Source organism: Winogradskyella endarachnes, from assembly GCF_009741275.1.
In the GTDB taxonomy this organism is placed as follows: domain Bacteria; phylum Bacteroidota; class Bacteroidia; order Flavobacteriales; family Flavobacteriaceae; genus Winogradskyella; species Winogradskyella endarachnes.
Map to the genome: position 1 here is coordinate 152,185 of NZ_WOWS01000001.1, position 17,162 is coordinate 169,346.

Consider the following 17,162-nt stretch of genomic DNA (forward strand, 5'->3'; position numbering starts at 1 on the left):
AGTTAAAGTGACATCATGTCATATTTTTTGTCATGGCATAATCATTGACTAATACTAATCGAGTTAAAAAATAAAATACGATACTTTCCGTGGAAGCGGAAAACTAATAACAAATATAATTATGAGTAAAATTATTGGAATTGATTTAGGTACAACCAACTCTTGTGTTTCTGTAATGGAAGGTAATGAGCCGGTTGTAATCCCAAACGCTGAAGGTAAGAGAACAACACCTTCAGTTATCGCTTTCGTAGAAGGTGGTGAAATTAAAGTAGGAGATCCTGCAAAAAGACAAGCGGTTACTAACCCAACAAAAACAGTTTATTCTATTAAACGTTTTATGGGTAATAAGTATTCTGAGTCTAAAAATGAAGCAGAACGCGTACCTTATAAAGTAGTGAAAGGTGACAACGATACACCAAGAGTAGATATCGATGGTCGTTTATATACACCTCAAGAATTATCAGCAATGATTCTTCAAAAAATGAAGAAAACTGCTGAAGATTATTTAGGTCAAGATGTGTCTGAAGCTGTAATTACAGTACCAGCATATTTTAATGATGCACAAAGACAAGCAACAAAAGAAGCTGGTGAGATTGCTGGTTTAAAAGTTCGTAGAATTATTAACGAGCCTACTGCTGCTGCTTTAGCTTACGGTATGGACAAAAAAGGTACGGACCAAAAAATCGTAGTATTTGATTTTGGAGGAGGTACACATGATGTTTCTATCTTAGAATTAGGAGATGGAGTATTTGAAGTATTATCTACAGATGGTGATACACACTTAGGTGGTGATGATGTTGATGAAAGAATTATCGATTGGTTAGCGGAAGAGTTCATTAAGGATGAAGATATGGACTTACGTAAAGACCCAATGGCATTACAACGTTTAAAAGAAGCTGCTGAAAAAGCAAAAATCGAATTATCGTCTTCTGCACAAACAGAAATTAATTTACCATACGTTACTGCTACTGCTAGTGGACCAAAGCACTTAGTACGTACATTAACACGCTCTAAATTTGAGCAGTTAATTGACGATTTAATTAAGCGTACTATTGAGCCATGTGAATCGGCATTAAAAGCAGCAGGATTATCAAAATCAGATATCGATGAAATTATCTTAGTAGGTGGTTCTACACGTATACCTGCTGTACAAGCAGCTGTAGAATCTTTCTTCGGAAAAGCACCAAGTAAAGGTGTAAACCCAGATGAGGTAGTATCTTTAGGTGCAGGTATCCAAGGAGGAGTATTAACAGGTGATGTAAAAGACGTTCTTTTATTAGATGTAACACCATTATCTCTTGGTATTGAAACTATGGGTAATGTAATGACTAAGTTAATTGAAGCTAACACTACAATACCTACCAAGAAATCGCAAGTATTCTCAACAGCAGCAGATAATCAGCCATCAGTAGAGATTCACGTATTACAAGGTGAGCGTTCAATGGCGGCAGATAATAAAACTATTGGTCGTTTTCACTTAGATGGTATTCCACCAGCAAGACGTGGTACACCTCAAATTGAAGTAACGTTTGATATTGATGCTAACGGTATTATTAAAGTTTCTGCAACTGATAAAGCCACAGGAAAATCTCAAGATATAAGAATTGAAGCATCATCTGGATTAACAGAAGAGGAAATTCAGAAAATGAAAGCAGATGCAGAAGCAAATGCAGAAGCAGATGCTAAAGCAGCAGAAAATGCTAAAAAATTAAATGAAGCAGATTCTATGATTTTTCAAACTGAAAGTCAATTAAAAGAATTTGGTGATAAATTATCTGATGATAAGAAAAAGCCAATTGAAGATGCACTTGAAGAATTGAAAAAAGCATACGAAACAAAAGATATCGCAGTTATTGAACCAGCTTTAGAGAAAATCAATGAAGCATGGAAAGTAGCAAGCGAAGAAATGTACAAAGCACAAGCAGAAGCGCAAGGTGGAGCTGCAGGCGGACCAGAAGCAGGAGCTGAACAACCAGCTGACGATTCTAGCGATGTGGAAGATGTAGATTTTGAAGAGGTGAAATAACTTGTTATTCTTGCAAATGCAGGAATCTCATAAATATAATCTGTGTATCATGGCTTAAAACTCTTTATTCTCCAATGACAATTTATTAAAGGGGAATTAGCTTAGTGGCCAGAGCAGCAGTGTAATTTTAGAAAACGCAATCATTAATTTGATTGCGTTTTTTATTTTTAATTTATCAAATTAATTTTAAGTTTCTATAAAATGAAATCTTAAGTTTGTACTAAACTTCTAATTGATGCCTATTTACCATTCTCTTAAACATCTATTTACACAGCATATTCTAGATGCCAAGAAACGCTTAGTGGCATTTAATTTAAAGATGAATACCAGGAAATCAATTAAAATAACCCTTAAAAGTAACAGGACACCCAAGTTAGATTCTAAAGAAATAGAAGAAACAAGGGCTTATTTTAAATCCAAAGGCTGTAAAATTTCTAATACCTATTGGCATCAATATTATAAAAGTATTAATGGTGAGTTTTATACTAATTATATACCAGAAGATGTGTTCTGTGCTATTATTTCACCAAAATTTAATCAAATGCGGCAATGGCCTGCATTATTAGATAAAAACTTATCTTATAATTTATTTAAAAATATACATCAGCCTAAATGTGTTGTGCAAAACATAAATGGATTCTATTATATAAATGGTGCTATTGTATCTGAGAAAATGGCATTAGAAACTTGTAAATCTAATGATATATCACTGGTTATTAAACCAACAATTGATTCTGGAAACGGAACAATGGTAGAGACGTTTACTGTTGACAACAATATAACGTCCTTTAAAAATTTTACTTTGTTAGAATTGTTTATGTATTACAAAAAGGACTTTATTGTTCAAGAAAGTGTGCAACAAAGCGAGGCATTAGCGTCTTTAAACCCTTCGTCTCTTAATACGCTGAGATTAATGACGTATCTTAAAGAGGACGGTACACATGTTTTGTCTGCTGTACTGAGAATAGGTCAGCAAGGCAGCCATACCGATAATTTTTCTGGAGGAGGCATAGTTTGTGGTATTGACAAAAACGGAAAGCTAAAAGATAAAGGGTATTCTAAAGATGGTAAAGTTTATACAGCATCGCATACCAATGTTGCTTTTAAAGGCTTTCAAATTCCTAATTACGTTGAGGTTTTAAACATGGTTAAGGCCATGCATCCCAAAGTTCCATATTTTAAATTTATATCTTGGGATATTGGTATAGACAAAGATAATTCGCCAATTTTTATTGAATATAATACGTATTATCAAGATGTAGATTTACATCAAATTACAAATGGACCTTTGTTTGGTGATTTTACAGATGAAATATTAAAAATAGCATTAAAATCAAAAAACTAACCATTATAATTATTAATCACTTTTCTTCTTTTTCCAGATGATAAAGCTGGTATTTCATCTACATAAGTAATATGTACAACTGCATCTTCACCAAAATCTAGTTTAATATCAGCTATTAATTGGTTTTCAAAAGGAAAGGTGGACTCCTGAAGGTTTAATTTAACTTCATATTCTTTAGCATCTTGTTGTATAAATTGATACTGTTTAAGTAAGCTATAATATTTATAAAATTTAGTATAAACTACAAAAGAGGAGAGTAAGTTGCCTTTTGTGTCATAGATGAGGTCCATTTTTCTACCTTCAATTTGAGTAAAATAGGTTATACCGTTACTATCTTTTTCAAGTTTAGCAATATCGCCTGTATCGTATCTAATAATTGGCATGGCGTAGTTAAATAAATCTGTAACTACAATTCTACCTAGCTCACCTTGTTTTGCTGGCAAATCATTTTCTAAATTCAATAATTCTACTTGGTAACTCGCATGATTGATTATAAATTTATCTGGATTATATAAAGTTTGCTGAGCAATAATTCCAATTTCCTCACTAGAATATCGAGATAAAATAGTTGTATTAAGGTGCTTACCTAGAGTGGTTTTTGTGTAAGAATTTAAATATTCGGAATTTGCTATAATCGAGTTGATTTTTAAATCTTTAAACAATAGATTATGCCTTTCTAGATACTGCGCAATCATTTCTAGTGCAGAGGCAAAACCGAGTATAGTTTTAGACTGTTTATTGTTTTTTAGAAGTTTGAAAAAGGTAATAATTCTTTGATCTGTTAATCTAGAAATATCAAATTGAACAATATTTTGTATCCAAGATTTAAATTTCCCTTTTTTATTATGGTCTCTCCAAACCTCTAGTTCGTATAGTCTATTTCCTATTTTAAAATTAGATTGATTATAAAAATATACAGCATCTGCATGGTTTCTATGACGTTTATTTTTGTTTTGAAATAAGAAAAACGGAACACCTGTAGATCCGCTAGTTGAAACTTTAAAGTTATTTTCATTTTTAAATATTCTAGACTGAAACGCTTCAAAATTATCTTGAATAATTGTTTTTCTAATCACAGGAAAATTAGAAAGTTCAGTATAATCTGTATACGTTTTGTAAAATGATGTAGAGGCAACAGCATGACTAAGCAACTGTTGTATATATTTATCTTTTAATTGTTGAGCTTGTGTAGAATTAGGTTGCTCAACACCAAGTTTAATTTCAATAAGTTGATTTTTAATTTTACTTCCTTTTAAACCATCTAAAAACCAGAAGAATTTATGTCTCGCAAAATTCAATAGCATCTCATTAATTTTAACTTAAATATTTTGAATCTACTTTTCTGTCTTTTATAATTTTTACGGGATTTCCATAAGCTAATTTTAAGTCGCCTATGGATTGTAAAACTAATGATCCTGCACCAATAACTGTATTGTTACCAATTTCAACATTTTGTATTATAATGGAGCGTAAACATATTGCAGAACAAAAACCAATCTTAACAGTGCCAGCAATAGTAACACCAGATGCTAAGCTAGAATAATCTGCCATAACGGAATCATGTCCAAGCGTGGATGCTGTGTTAATGATGCAAAATTTTCCGACTTTGGCACCAGCATTTATAACCGCTTTAGCCATAATTACAGAACCTTCTTCAATAATAATATCACCAGCTAAAGTAGCAGTTGGATGTACCACAGTTTCAAATTGAATATTAGGCAAAATACGTCTTATATTATCAGAAACTTTTTGTCTTGTAAAATTATCTCCAATAGCTATGATTATTCCTTCAATATTTAAATCTATAGAGAGTTGTTTTAGATGTTCTCTATGACCAATAACTTTATAATTACTTAATTGGTAACCTAAAGGCTTGTAAGTGTCAATAAATCCCATAATATTATGGCTATTATTTTTTTTAATAACATCTACAATCATTTTTGCATGACCAGAAGCGCCATAAATTAAAATGTTTTTCATCAGTTTGCAAAGAGGTTATGGCAACAATTGCCATTGATAGAGTTGGTTCTTACAAACAAATATAAGCATATGAATTTTAAATTTGGCTATTACAACGGAAACAGATTAATTTAGTAAATTTTGATTACGATGTTTTTAAATTAAATCTATAAATACAATTTGTTTTAATGGTATTACAAGGGTTTATTGTAAATAAACAGCATTTGCTTTTCGGCTCTTTACAGTGTCAATTGGGCTACCAAAGGCTTGCTTATAATTACCGATAGATTTTAAAACTAAAGAACCAGCACCTACAACTGTATGACAACCAATACTTAAATTTTGTATAATAGAAGCGCCAAGACAAATTGAAGAACATTCGCCAATTTTTACATTGCCACTAACGTTAACACTAGGAGCTAGGCTAGAAAAGTCAGCCATTTCAGAATCGTGATCTAGAGAAGATTTCGTATTTAAAATACATAATTTTCCAATCTTTGTATGTACATTAACTATTGTACCTGCGATCAATGATAGGTTCGGGTTATCGCTCAAATATATTACCATTAAAAGTTTTAAAATCCTTTGGTAGTCAAACTGTATATTTTATCCTACAAATTACCAAATTGCTAAAATTATAAAGTTAATTTTGTACGTTTTATATTAGAAAACTCAAAAAATTGCCAAGAATACTTATGAAATTTAATATCAACTTTAATACACCCGAAACTAAAAATTTGGCTGTAAAGCTTAGTGCTAAAGGCGAACAATTTGTGGTTAAAGGACATCCTTGGGTGTTTTCTAATAGTATAGTTAAGATTACTGATAATGCAAAAACAGGAGATTTAGCTATAATATTTAGTAAAAATAAAAATAAGGTTATTGGCTTGGGTTTATATGATGGTAATTCGCCAATTAGAATTAAAATCATTCATAATGCCGAAACTAAAGTAAAGATTGATGCTGATTTTTTTCATCATAAAATAGAATTAGCCTATAATAAACGTAAAGATTTACTGAGAACAAACACTAATAGTTATCGGTTGCTGTTTGGAGAGAATGATGGATTTCCAGGCTTAATTGCAGATGTTTATAATACGGTATTAGTCGTTAAATTATATTCTGAAATTTGGTTACCTTATTTACAAGCTATTTTAGAAAGCTTGCAGCAAACTTCTAAAGCTGAAACTATTGTTATGCGCCTAAGTAGGGGTTTACAAAATAGTAAAAATCATACTTTAAAAGATGGTGAGGTAATATTTGGAATCCTTAAAAATGAAGTTGTAGAATTTGTTGAGCATAATGTTAATTTTTCAGCAAATGTTATAAAAGGTCATAAAACAGGCTATTTTTTAGATCATAGAGCCAATAGAAAACGAGTAGGAGAGCTTAGCAAAGGAAAAAAGGTGTTAGATGTGTTTTCTTATGCAGGCGGATTTTCAGTACATGCTTTGGCTAATGATGCATCTGAAGTCACAAGTTTAGACATAAGCAAACAAGCTTTAGATATGGCAAGGGCTAATGGGAAATTAAATAAATATTCTGGTCAACATAAAACCATTTCTGGAGATGCGTTTGAAGAAATGAAGTTATTAATTGAGAAAGGAAAAAGGTATGATGTAGTTGTCATTGATCCACCAAGTTTCGCTAAACAGCAATCTGAAGTGGATTTAGCTAAAAAGAAATATGCCCAATTAGCTGAACTTGGTATTATGCTTACGTCTAAAAATGGTATGCTCGTTCTTGCATCATGTTCTTCTAGAGTAACTGCTCAGTCTTTTTTTGACTTAAACAATAGAGTTTTAAATGCTCAGCATAGATTATTTGAAATAGAATTAAAGACAAAACACGACAGTGACCATCCTGTCAGTTTTGCAGAAGGAGCATATTTAAAATGCGGATATTATCGGTTTTTAGAATAAAACTATTATGCACGCATAATAAAAATTATACTATATTTGTTTAAAAATATCTCTACAATGCAAACCAAATTAACACAATTACTAAATACTAAATATCCAATAATTCAAGCACCAATGTTTTTAGTCTCTAATGTGGCTATGGTCACAGAAGCTATGAAAAGTGGTATTGCAGGCTGTATACCAGCATTAAATTACAGAACAATTGAAGAATTAAGAGCTGCAATTAAGGCATTAAAAGCAGCAAAAGTAGAAGGTGGTTCATTTGGTTTTAATTTAATAGTTAATAAATCTAATATTAAATACAAAGCGCAATTAGAAGCCATTTGCGAAGAAGGATGCGATTTTATAATTACCTCCTTAGGTAGTCCAGAAGAAACCATTAGACAGGCACATGCCGTTGGTATTAAAGTAATTTGTGATGTTACAGATTTACGCTTTGCCAAAAAAGTAGAACAGTTAGGTGCCGATGCAGCTATTGCTGTAAATAATGAAGCTGGTGGACATAGAGGTAACCTTTCACCACAAGAACTAACCACTCTTTTAAGTTCAGAATTGAGTATACCAGTAATTTCTGCTGGTGGAGTTGGTTGTAAAGCAGATATAGACAAAATGCTGAATTATGGTGCAGAAGGTGTTTCTGTTGGGAGTCCGTTTATTGCATCTATTGAATCAGGTGTTACGGAAGAATACAAACAGGCTTGTGTAGATTATGGTGCTAAAGATATTGTAATGACAGAACGAATTTCTGGTACACCTTGTACAGTAATAAATACACCATACGTTCAAAAAATTGGAACAAAAGCAACTTGGATAGAAAACCTTTTAAATAAGAATAAGAGTCTTAAGAAATGGGTTAAAATGATACGGTTTTCTATAGGGATGAAAGCTACAGAAAAAGCTGCAAAAAAAGCCACATATAAGACGGTTTGGGTTGCAGGCCCAAGTATTGAGCACACTAATGCTATTCTTCCTGTTAAAGACATTGTAAACAAATTAATAAGCTAGATTTGAAGCCGATTGTGTCTATTTTATTAGTTGTTTTATGTATTTCTTGTAGTACCGATTCACTAAAAATAAAGTCTGGTGATATTATTTTTAGAGGAAATGCACATAGTGATTTATCTCAAGCTATAAATGAAGTTACACAAACTTCAAAATCTACAAATTACTCACATATTGGGATTTGCGAGGTAAGCAATGGTGATGTTTTTGTTTATCACTCAGATTTAGGAAAGGGCGTTATTAGAGAACCTTTAGAAGCTTTTATTACTGCAAAAGATTCTATAGGTTATACTGTGGATTTATATCGAATAAAAACCTTAGAAGATAAGCAAATAGAAACCGCATTAGTTAAAGCTAAATCTCTTTTAGGTAATTCTTATAACAGCACCTATATTTTAGAAGATGAAGGGTATTATTGTTCGGAGTATATTTATGAGCTATTTAAGGCAGATTCTATTTTTAAATTAGAACCTATGACGTTTAAAAATGCTGAAACACATCAATTTCATAGTGGTTGGATTACACATTATGAAAACTTAGGTATTGAAATTCCTGAAGGTAAACCTGGTTGCAACCCTAATGGGATGGCTAATAATGACAATTTAATGTTCATTAGAAAAATTAAATGATTCTAAACATAGCGTTAGTTCTCAGGTAGTTCTTCATCTTGTAGTTCTGGTTTTTTCTTTTGTCTTGTAAAAATATTAAACGTATAACTCGCTACAAAGCCGCCAAGAACTGTATATGCAGCTTCATCTGAATCAAATTTTCCACTTATAATGTAGCCATCATAAATTTCTTTAGACAAACCAGCCAAAGTAGACAGACCTAAACTATACCAAAATGCTTTTTTAGAGTTTTTTGTTTTCGAATAAATTAGTGCATATGAAGTAGCAGATATTGTTGCGCCAACTGCGAAGTGTAATTGGTCGTCTTCTGCCATTAGCTGTGCATTACTTGTTGAAATTATGAATAATGTTATGATAGTAAGTAGAATTTTCATTTCGGTTAATTTAGATTGGTTTAGCAAAGTATTATTTTATTATTTCAACATTACTTATTTCCGATTGGATAAGAATTTAACCGTTAAATGGTAAGTTTATGTAATTTAATTAGTCTTTTTAAGTTCATAAATCCTTGGCATTAAATTTGTTTGTAACAAAACAGAAAGTTCTGCGACGTATAAAGTAGAACAAGTTTAATTAAAAAGAAAAAGAAGTTATGATTAATAAAGGAGCAGTAGTATTAGGTGTATTATTAGGTGCAGCAGCAGGTGTTTTATTAGCACCAGAAAAAGGAAGCGTTACCAGAGATAAACTTAAAAAAGAAGGTAAAGATATAAAAGACCAACTGTCTAGTGATTTAACGGAAGTAAAAGACGATTTATCTAAAGCAGTTGCATCTGGTAAAGAAAAATTCTTAAAAGATATGGAAGAGTTCACGTCTAAATCTAGCTATAAAACCGAACAAGCCATTACGTTTATAGAAAAGCAATTAGCAATTCTTAAAGAGAAGAATAAAACGTTACAAAAGACGAGTTGATTCTATAATAAACATAAATAAAAATGTATTGAGAAGCTTTAGAATTAAGTTTTTCAATACATTTTTTTTAAAATATTCTACCATAATCTTATGAAGGCAGTAAATCATTAATAAAACCAACATTGACAACATGTTTACCTTCAAACGGAAGTACAGTTAATCGATTTCCAAAAAGTGATTCTGCACGTTCAGTTTCTATTGTAATTCTATCCTTATCTAAATATTCATCTTCCGTTCCATAAATTAGTTTTACCTGAGTATCTTCAGATAAAAACTCAAAATCTTTAGGTGTGAGTTCTTTTGGTATTCCGCCAGAATGTAACACCAACTGACTACATTTTAATTGTCGTTTCGCCAAATAACGCATAGCGACACTAACACCTTGAGAATATCCAAAAATGATAAGATTTACATTTTCAGGAATGTTTTCTGCTTCTAAAACGGCATCAAAATAATTCAAAATATTTTGCATTCCGGCTTCCGTATTGTCTCTTGTTAACCAATTAGCACCAACATGCATTTTTGGTTGAATATAGTATTTGCTTGGTGCTTGTGGCCCAATAATATAATTCTCTTCAGCATTTAAGGCTTTAAAATATCTTAAGAAGTAACGACTTAAATATCCCATGCCATGGCAAACTAACCATACAGTTTTAGTTTGCTGTGTTAACTGGTTTAAAGTGGAGTAGGAGTTACTGGTGTTATATGTGATTTCTTTCTCTTGCGAATTCATTATTCAAGGTGGTTTCTTTATCTTTGAAGTATAAAAATAAACTAATTCTATGCAACTATCTAAAGAAGACATGTTGGCAAAAGCTAATGCTGCAAGTAAGAATACGTTAATGGAAACTTTAAGTATTGAGATTGTGGATTTTGGAGACGATTTTTTAACCGCAAGAATGCCTGTAACACCCAAAGTACATCAGCCAGATGGTGTATTGCATGGAGGCGCAACGGCAGCTTTAGCCGAAAGTGTAGGTAGTTTTGCATCGCATGTATTTATAGATACCGAAAAGTTTTTTATTCGTGGATTAGAAATTACTGCTAACCACCTTAAAAGTGTTAGCGAAGGTTATATTTATGCAAAAGCAACTTTTTTACACAAAGGAAGAACTACACAATTATTAGATATTAAAGTTACAGATGAAGCCGATAATTTAATTTCAGTTTGCCGTTTGTCAACCATTTCTCTTCCAAAAAAATAAAAAACGAATGACCGAAGATTCATTTTTTGAAACTTTAGAAGCACATTATACTAAGCAATTACCTTTTGTAGTTTATAGTAGACCTATTAATTCTAAAATAAAATGTTGGTTGCAAAATGATACTGTTTTGCATAAAACGGATTCATTTACCGAAAGTGGTTTTGTATTTTCACCATTCAACTTAGAGGACAAAAGCGTCTTATTTCCAAAAGAAGCATGTTTGATTTCTGAAATTGAGATAGACGCTTTAGAAACAGACCAGATAGATTCTATTGATATTATTGAAGACCAATTAGATAAAATTCAGCACATAGATTTAGTGTCAAAAGGTATAAAAAGTATAGAAAATGGTGATTTAGAAAAAGTGGTATTGTCTCGATTTGTATCAAAATCGCTTCAAGATGCTAATCCTATTTCTATATTTAAGCGTTTATTCAATCGTTATAAAAATGCAATGGTTTATTGTTGGTATCACCCAAAAGTAGGTTTATGGATTGGTGCAACACCAGAGTTATTATTAAAGGTAGAAGGCAAGCAGCTCACTACTATTTCATTAGCAGGAACACAATCTTATAGACGTGTTTCTAAACCAACCTGGACACCCAAAGAAATTGAAGAACAGCAAATTGTAACCAATTATATTAAAGCTCAAATTCAACCATACACCAAGCAGATAAATGTATCTGAAGTTGATACAATAAGAGCAGGTAGTTTATTGCATCTTAAAACTAAAATCACAAGTTTAATTAAGGATGATTCAGATTTAAAATCAATATTAGAAGCTTTGCATCCTACACCAGCAGTGTGTGGATTTCCAAAAGCTAATGCCAAAGATTTTATACTTGAAAAAGAAAATTATAATCGCGATTTTTACACTGGTTTTTTAGGTGAACTTAATTTGAAGGAATCTACGACTAGAAATACCAATAGGCGAAATGTTGAAAATAACGCCTATGCTGTGGTGAAAACAAAGTCTAATTTTTACGTTAATTTGCGTTGCATGCAATTGGTTAATAATACAGCACAAATTTATGTTGGTGGCGGAATTACCAAAGACTCTAATCCTGAAAAAGAATGGGAAGAGACTGTTAATAAAACCCGAACTATTGGTTCGGTTTTAAATTAGAAAAACAAAAAAATAAAGTTCGAGATACTATAATATCAGAACATTGATTTTATGATATATTCAAAAATTCCATTAGCACAAACCGTTACAACCTTATGTAAAACGCATCATATAAAGCATATCGTTATATCACCTGGAAGCAGAAATGCGCCTTTAAATATAGGTTTTACGCACGATGATTTTTTTAAGTGTTATAGCATAGTAGACGAACGTTGTGCGGCTTTTTTTGCATTGGGAATTGCACAGCAATTACAAGATCCAGTTGCTGTGGTATGTACATCTGGTAGTGCACTTTTAAACTATTATCCTGCAATAGCAGAAGCATTTTACAGTAATATACCGTTAGTGGTTTTATCTGCAGACAGGCCAAAACATTTAATAGATATTGGAGATGGACAAACCATAAAACAAAAAAATGTCTTTGGAGAACATGTTTTATATAACGCCAATTTAAAACTAGATTTAAAGGATTCTGAAAACGGAACACCTGATAATGAATTACCAATATTTAAAAATTTAGAGAATAAATTAGAACGTTTTTTAGGGCTTCAAAAAGACATTCAATCTTATAATGAATCTGAAATACATGATGCCTTAACCGTTTCAAAATTAAGTTTAGGACCGGTTCATATAAATATTCCATTTGATGAACCTTTGTATGAAACTACCAATGAATTATCAATTAATCCAAAGCCTTTTAAAATTCAGAATAGAACAGATAAAGTAGATGCCTTTGAGATAAAGAGCTTAATTGATGTTTGGCATAATGCAAAACGAAAAATGATATTGGTTGGTGTAATGCAACCCAATTCTATAGAAGAACAATGGGTACAAGAAATAGCAGATGATGATAGTATCATTGTTTTTACAGAAACCACATCTAATCTTAACCATAAAGATTTTTTTCCTGGCATAGATAAAATGATAGCGCCTTTAGAAGACGTTGATTTTAAAGCATTACAACCAGAGGTGTTGTTAACATTTGGAGGATTAATTGTTTCTAAAAAAATAAAAGCATTTTTAAGAACCTATAAGCCAGAACATCATTGGCACGTTGGTTTAAGCAAAGCAAACGACACTTTCTTTTGTTTAGACAAACATATTAAACTGCTTCCAAACACGTTTTTAGCATCTTTTTTACCACAAGTAACACATCACACAAAAAGTACTTATAAGGCTACTTGGTTAGCGGTAAGGCAAAAACGAAGACTGCAACATGATATCTACTTAAAAGGGTTGCCATTTTCAGACTTTACAGTGTTTAATTCCATTATAAAAAGTATTCCTAAATCTAGTTTATTGCAAGTTGGTAACAGCTCTGCTATTAGATATATGCAATTATTTAAAGTACCAAAAAGCATAGAAGTCTTTTGCAATAGAGGAACAAGCGGTATAGATGGTAGTACAAGTACAGCTATTGGAGCAGCCGTTGGTAAAGAAAAGCAAACTATATTGATAACTGGAGATTTAAGCTTTTTTTACGATAGCAATGCACTTTGGAATAATTACATACCTAACAATTTTAGAATTATAGTTATTAATAATGAAGGTGGTGGAATTTTTAGAATTTTACCAGGAAATAAAAACACAGATAATTTTGATACTTATTTTGAAACCAAGCATCATTTAACCGCAGAACAATTGTGCAATATGTTTGGCTTTTTGTATTATCGAGCTGATAATCAAAATCATTTAGAAGAACATTTAATTGACTTTTACAAAGAATCTCAACAGCCAAAATTGTTAGAAATTTTTACACCATCTCGTAGTAATGATAAGATACTTTTAAGCTATTTTAAGTTTATTAAGTAATTAAATATTTTATGATGAATAAAAAATGTGACTTTTTCATTTTATCTGTTTCTAAAAAATAACTACCTTTAGGGGAAACGTTATTAATTAACTAAAAAACAGATAATAAAAATGAGTAAAAGAGATGACTTAATCGTAAAGTACGCAGCAGATTTAAAAGATAAATGTGGTGTTACTCCAGATATGGATTTATTAACTAAAGTAACTATTGGTTTAGGGCCTTCTATTTACAACGCAGATTCTTCAACTGTTTCTGGTTCAGATGCTAAAGAGTTAGCTACGGTTAAAAACAATTATTTGATCAAAAAATTAGGATTAAGTGAAGGAGATGCATTAGACGATGCTATCGCTTCAGTAATTGAAACTTATGGTAAGTCTAACAGAACTAAGTATAGAGCTGTTGTTTATTACTTATTATGTAAGCATTTCGGTAAAGAGTCTATTTATTCTTAATTAGATTTTAAATTATAAAAAAAGCGCTGTAATTTTATTATTACAGCGCTTTTTTTATGTAAATTATTTTGAGTTACAATTAAATCTTTTTCCACATTCATTTAAAATATCAATACCTTTGTGGCATGATAAAATTAGGTGAATACAATACATTAGAAATTTTAAGAGACACTGAGCCAGGATTATTTTTAGGGGATAACGAAGATGGTGAAGTACTTTTGCCAAATCGATATGTGCCAACAGAATTTGAAATAGGCGATACTATTGAAGTTTTTGTTTATTTAGATAATGAAGAAAGACCTGTTGCAACTACAGATCAACCTTATATTAAAAAAGGCGATTTTGCATTATTAAGATGCAACCAAGTGACTGATTATGGTGCTTTTTTAGATTGGGGTTTAGTTAAAGAGTTATTTTGTCCGTTTAGAGAACAAGCTTTTAAAATGAAAGCCGGCGGATGGTATTTAGTCTATTGTTATTTAGATGAAGAATCCGAGCGTTTGGTAGCATCAAGTAAAACCAATCAGTTTTTAGATAACAAAGAATTAACCGTAGCTCAGTTTGATGAAGTAGACTTAATAGTGTCTCATCCATCAGATTTAGGGATGAATGTTATTGTAAACAAAACACATTTAGGCTTAATTTTTAACGATGATATTTACAAAGATATTAGCGTAGGAGATAGGTTAAAAGGGATTGTTAAAAAGGTAAGACCAGATAATAAGTTGGATATTTCTTTAAATCAAATAGGTTACAGAAATATTGAACCTAATGCAGAATTTATTTTAAATGAATTGCATGATAACGGTGGATTTATTCCGCTTCATGATAAATCTAATCCCGAAGACATAAAGCATCAACTTCAAATGAGTAAAAAAAGCTTTAAAAAAGCTATTGGTTCCCTTTATAAAGAACGTCAAATTGAAATAAAAGACGACGGAATTCATCTAAAATAGATATAAAATTAATACTTACTTTTACGTTTAAAATATTTAAATATGAGTGAAATAGATTGGAAAATTGCCAAATCTTATGAAGATATAACTTACACAAAATGCAATGGTGTTGCAAGAATTGCGTTTAATAGACCAGATATAAGAAATGCGTTTAGACCTAAAACAACATCAGAGTTATATGATGCATTTTATGATGCTAATGAAGATGTAGATATTGGTGTGGTACTTTTAAGTGCAGAAGGTCCTTCTACTAAAGATGGAATTTGGAGTTTTTGTTCTGGAGGAGACCAAAAGGCCAGAGGTCACCAAGGCTATGTTGGTGAAGATGGTTATCATCGTTTAAATATTTTAGAAGTACAACGGCTTATTCGTTTTATGCCAAAAGCTGTTATTGCAGTTGTACCTGGTTGGGCAGTTGGTGGCGGACATAGTTTACATGTGGTTTGTGATTTAACATTAGCGAGTAAAGAACACGCAATATTTAAACAAACTGATGCTGATGTTACTAGTTTTGATGGTGGTTACGGCTCTGCTTACTTAGCCAAAATGGTTGGGCAGAAAAAAGCAAGAGAAATATTCTTTTTAGGTCGAAATTATTCTGCACAAGAGGCTTACGAGATGGGAATGGTAAATGCTGTTATTCCTCATGACAAATTAGAAGCGACCGCTTATGAGTGGGCTCAAGAGATATTGGCTAAATCACCAACATCTATAAAAATGCTAAAATTTGCTATGAATCTTACAGATGATGGTATGGTTGGTCAGCAAGTATTTGCAGGTGAAGCAACACGTTTAGCTTACATGACAGACGAAGCTAAAGAAGGTCGTGATGCTTTCTTAGAGAAAAGAAAGCCTAACTTTCCTAAAAAATGGATTCCTTAATCATAAGAAACTGTAATGAACAATATTAAACCGTGGCTTTCTGCCATGCGCTTAAGAACACTTCCGCTGTCGGTATCTGGCATTATTTTAGGCAGTAGTTTTGCTTATTATAATGGAAAATTTAACCTATTAGTTTTTGTTTTAGCGCTTTTAACAACCATTAGCTTACAAATTTTGTCTAATTTGGCCAATGATTATGGCGATGGTGTAAAGGGTACAGATAACGAAGATCGTGTTGGTCCAGAACGTGCTTTGCAGAGCGGATTAATTACACCTATTCAGATGTTTGAAGCTATACGTTTAAACATTGTTATCTCTATTATATTAATAGTTACGTTAATTTGGGTAGCCTTTGGAGCTTCAAATTTTCTATATATCTTTTTATTTTTCATTTTAGGAGGCTTATCAGTGTACGCAGCATTAAAATACACCATGGGTGATTCGCCTTATGGTTATAGAGCTTTAGGTGATGTTTTTGTATTTGTGTTTTTTGGATTGGTAAGCACAATTGGCAGTTATGTTTTGTACATGCATACTATTAACCACGTTGTTGTTTTACCTGCAATTGCTTTAGGTTTTTTAAGTGTAGCAGTACTTAATTTAAATAATATGCGAGATATCGAATCCGATGAGAAAGCTAATAAAATTACACTTGCTGTTAAATTAGGATTAACACGTGCCAAAAACTATCATTATTTTTTAATTATAGGAGCTATGCTTTTAACGGCAGTTTTTTCAATCCTTTATTATGTTGAGCCTTATAACTTTTTATATTTAATAGCATTTATTCCGTTAATCATTCACGTTAAAAATGTAAAAGTCGCACATTCTGCAAGCGATTTTGATAGTCAGTTAAAAGTTGTTGCATTATCTACATTTCTCTATTCAATTTTATTAGGTGTTGGTTATATTTTGTATTAAATTTCACTTTT

Annotated in this window: 18 protein-coding genes; 13 read left to right on the plus strand and 5 right to left on the minus strand. The window is 31.6% G+C overall.

All coding sequences use genetic code 11. The annotated features are described in order from the left end of the window. The first annotated feature begins 121 nt into the window (after positions 1-121). Entirely contained in the window at positions 122-2,026 is a 1,905-nt protein-coding gene (dnaK, locus tag GN138_RS00710) for a molecular chaperone DnaK (RefSeq protein WP_157361399.1), read from the plus strand. A 235-nt stretch (positions 2,027-2,261) separates the two neighbouring features. After that, a complete protein-coding gene (locus tag GN138_RS00715) occupies positions 2,262-3,371 on the plus strand; it encodes a sugar-transfer associated ATP-grasp domain-containing protein (protein ID WP_157361400.1) in 1,110 nt (369 codons plus the stop codon). On the opposite strand, the gene GN138_RS00720 is transcribed toward GN138_RS00715, so the two are convergent. The 3 genes from GN138_RS00720 to GN138_RS00730 all read right to left on the minus strand — a co-directional run bounded on the left by GN138_RS00720 (position 3,368) and on the right by GN138_RS00730 (position 5,897). Next, positions 3,368-4,675 (minus strand): phenylacetate--CoA ligase family protein, encoded by a 1,308-nt coding sequence (locus GN138_RS00720; protein ID WP_157361401.1) that lies wholly within the window; start codon positions 4,673-4,675, stop codon positions 3,368-3,370. The two genes, GN138_RS00715 and GN138_RS00720, sit on opposite strands and share 4 nt — an antisense overlap. 10 nt (positions 4,676-4,685) lie before the next feature. Further along, on the minus strand, positions 4,686-5,351 hold the full coding sequence (locus tag GN138_RS00725; RefSeq protein WP_157361402.1) for a NeuD/PglB/VioB family sugar acetyltransferase: 666 nt from the start codon (positions 5,349-5,351) through the stop codon (positions 4,686-4,688). 183 nt (positions 5,352-5,534) lie between these two features. Further along, complete coding sequence (locus GN138_RS00730; protein ID WP_157361403.1) at positions 5,535-5,897, minus strand: LbetaH domain-containing protein; 363 nt, start codon at positions 5,895-5,897, stop codon at positions 5,535-5,537. 128 nt (positions 5,898-6,025) lie between these two features. Here GN138_RS00730 and GN138_RS00735 point away from each other — a divergent pair, with 128 nt between their 5' ends. Genes GN138_RS00735 through GN138_RS00745 form a run of 3 tightly spaced genes read left to right on the plus strand, consistent with a single transcriptional unit; the run spans position 6,026 to position 8,883 of the window. Continuing rightward, positions 6,026-7,252, plus strand: a complete 1,227-nt coding sequence (locus GN138_RS00735; RefSeq protein ID WP_157361404.1) for a class I SAM-dependent rRNA methyltransferase — start codon at positions 6,026-6,028, stop codon at positions 7,250-7,252. 57 nt (positions 7,253-7,309) lie between these two features. Continuing rightward, positions 7,310-8,257 (plus strand): NAD(P)H-dependent flavin oxidoreductase, encoded by a 948-nt coding sequence (locus GN138_RS00740; RefSeq protein ID WP_157361405.1) that lies wholly within the window; start codon positions 7,310-7,312, stop codon positions 8,255-8,257. Between the two features lie 2 nt (positions 8,258-8,259). Further along, positions 8,260-8,883 carry a YiiX/YebB-like N1pC/P60 family cysteine hydrolase gene (locus GN138_RS00745; protein ID WP_157361406.1) on the plus strand — a complete coding sequence of 208 codons (624 nt, stop codon included), beginning with the start codon at positions 8,260-8,262 and terminating at the stop codon, positions 8,881-8,883. A gap of 14 nt (positions 8,884-8,897) precedes the next feature. On the opposite strand, the gene GN138_RS00750 is transcribed toward GN138_RS00745, so the two are convergent. Further along, positions 8,898-9,257: a hypothetical protein gene (locus GN138_RS00750; RefSeq protein ID WP_157361407.1), complete on the minus strand. Its 360-nt coding sequence runs from the start codon at positions 9,255-9,257 to the stop codon at positions 8,898-8,900. A 218-nt stretch (positions 9,258-9,475) separates the two neighbouring features. Between GN138_RS00750 and GN138_RS00755 the strand changes: the two genes are divergently transcribed. Continuing rightward, positions 9,476-9,796, plus strand: coding sequence for a YtxH domain-containing protein (locus GN138_RS00755; protein ID WP_157361408.1), 321 nt, complete (start codon positions 9,476-9,478; stop codon positions 9,794-9,796). A gap of 88 nt (positions 9,797-9,884) precedes the next feature. On the opposite strand, the gene GN138_RS00760 is transcribed toward GN138_RS00755, so the two are convergent. Next, positions 9,885-10,529 (minus strand): alpha/beta hydrolase, encoded by a 645-nt coding sequence (locus tag GN138_RS00760; protein WP_157361409.1) that lies wholly within the window; start codon positions 10,527-10,529, stop codon positions 9,885-9,887. A gap of 49 nt (positions 10,530-10,578) precedes the next feature. Between GN138_RS00760 and GN138_RS00765 the strand changes: the two genes are divergently transcribed. From GN138_RS00765 to menA, 7 genes are all read left to right on the plus strand, one after another. Next, positions 10,579-11,001, plus strand: coding sequence for a PaaI family thioesterase (locus GN138_RS00765; RefSeq protein ID WP_157361410.1), 423 nt, complete (start codon positions 10,579-10,581; stop codon positions 10,999-11,001). Positions 11,002-11,008: 7 nt separating this feature from the next. Next, positions 11,009-12,127, plus strand: coding sequence for a chorismate-binding protein (locus tag GN138_RS00770; RefSeq protein ID WP_157361411.1), 1,119 nt, complete (start codon positions 11,009-11,011; stop codon positions 12,125-12,127). Between the two features lie 51 nt (positions 12,128-12,178). Continuing rightward, positions 12,179-13,939, plus strand: a complete 1,761-nt coding sequence (gene menD / locus GN138_RS00775; RefSeq protein ID WP_157361412.1) for a 2-succinyl-5-enolpyruvyl-6-hydroxy-3-cyclohexene-1-carboxylate synthase — start codon at positions 12,179-12,181, stop codon at positions 13,937-13,939. Positions 13,940-14,050: 111 nt separating this feature from the next. Further along, complete coding sequence (locus tag GN138_RS00780) at positions 14,051-14,392, plus strand: DUF2853 family protein (protein WP_157361413.1); 342 nt, start codon at positions 14,051-14,053, stop codon at positions 14,390-14,392. A 125-nt stretch (positions 14,393-14,517) separates the two neighbouring features. Beyond that, on the plus strand, positions 14,518-15,348 hold the full coding sequence (locus GN138_RS00785; protein ID WP_157361414.1) for a CvfB family protein: 831 nt from the start codon (positions 14,518-14,520) through the stop codon (positions 15,346-15,348). A 42-nt stretch (positions 15,349-15,390) separates the two neighbouring features. After that, a complete protein-coding gene (locus GN138_RS00790; protein ID WP_157361415.1) occupies positions 15,391-16,230 on the plus strand; it encodes a 1,4-dihydroxy-2-naphthoyl-CoA synthase in 840 nt (279 codons plus the stop codon). A 15-nt stretch (positions 16,231-16,245) separates the two neighbouring features. Then, positions 16,246-17,151 carry a 1,4-dihydroxy-2-naphthoate octaprenyltransferase gene (menA, locus tag GN138_RS00795; RefSeq protein ID WP_157361416.1) on the plus strand — a complete coding sequence of 302 codons (906 nt, stop codon included), beginning with the start codon at positions 16,246-16,248 and terminating at the stop codon, positions 17,149-17,151. Positions 17,152-17,162 lie beyond the last annotated feature (11 nt).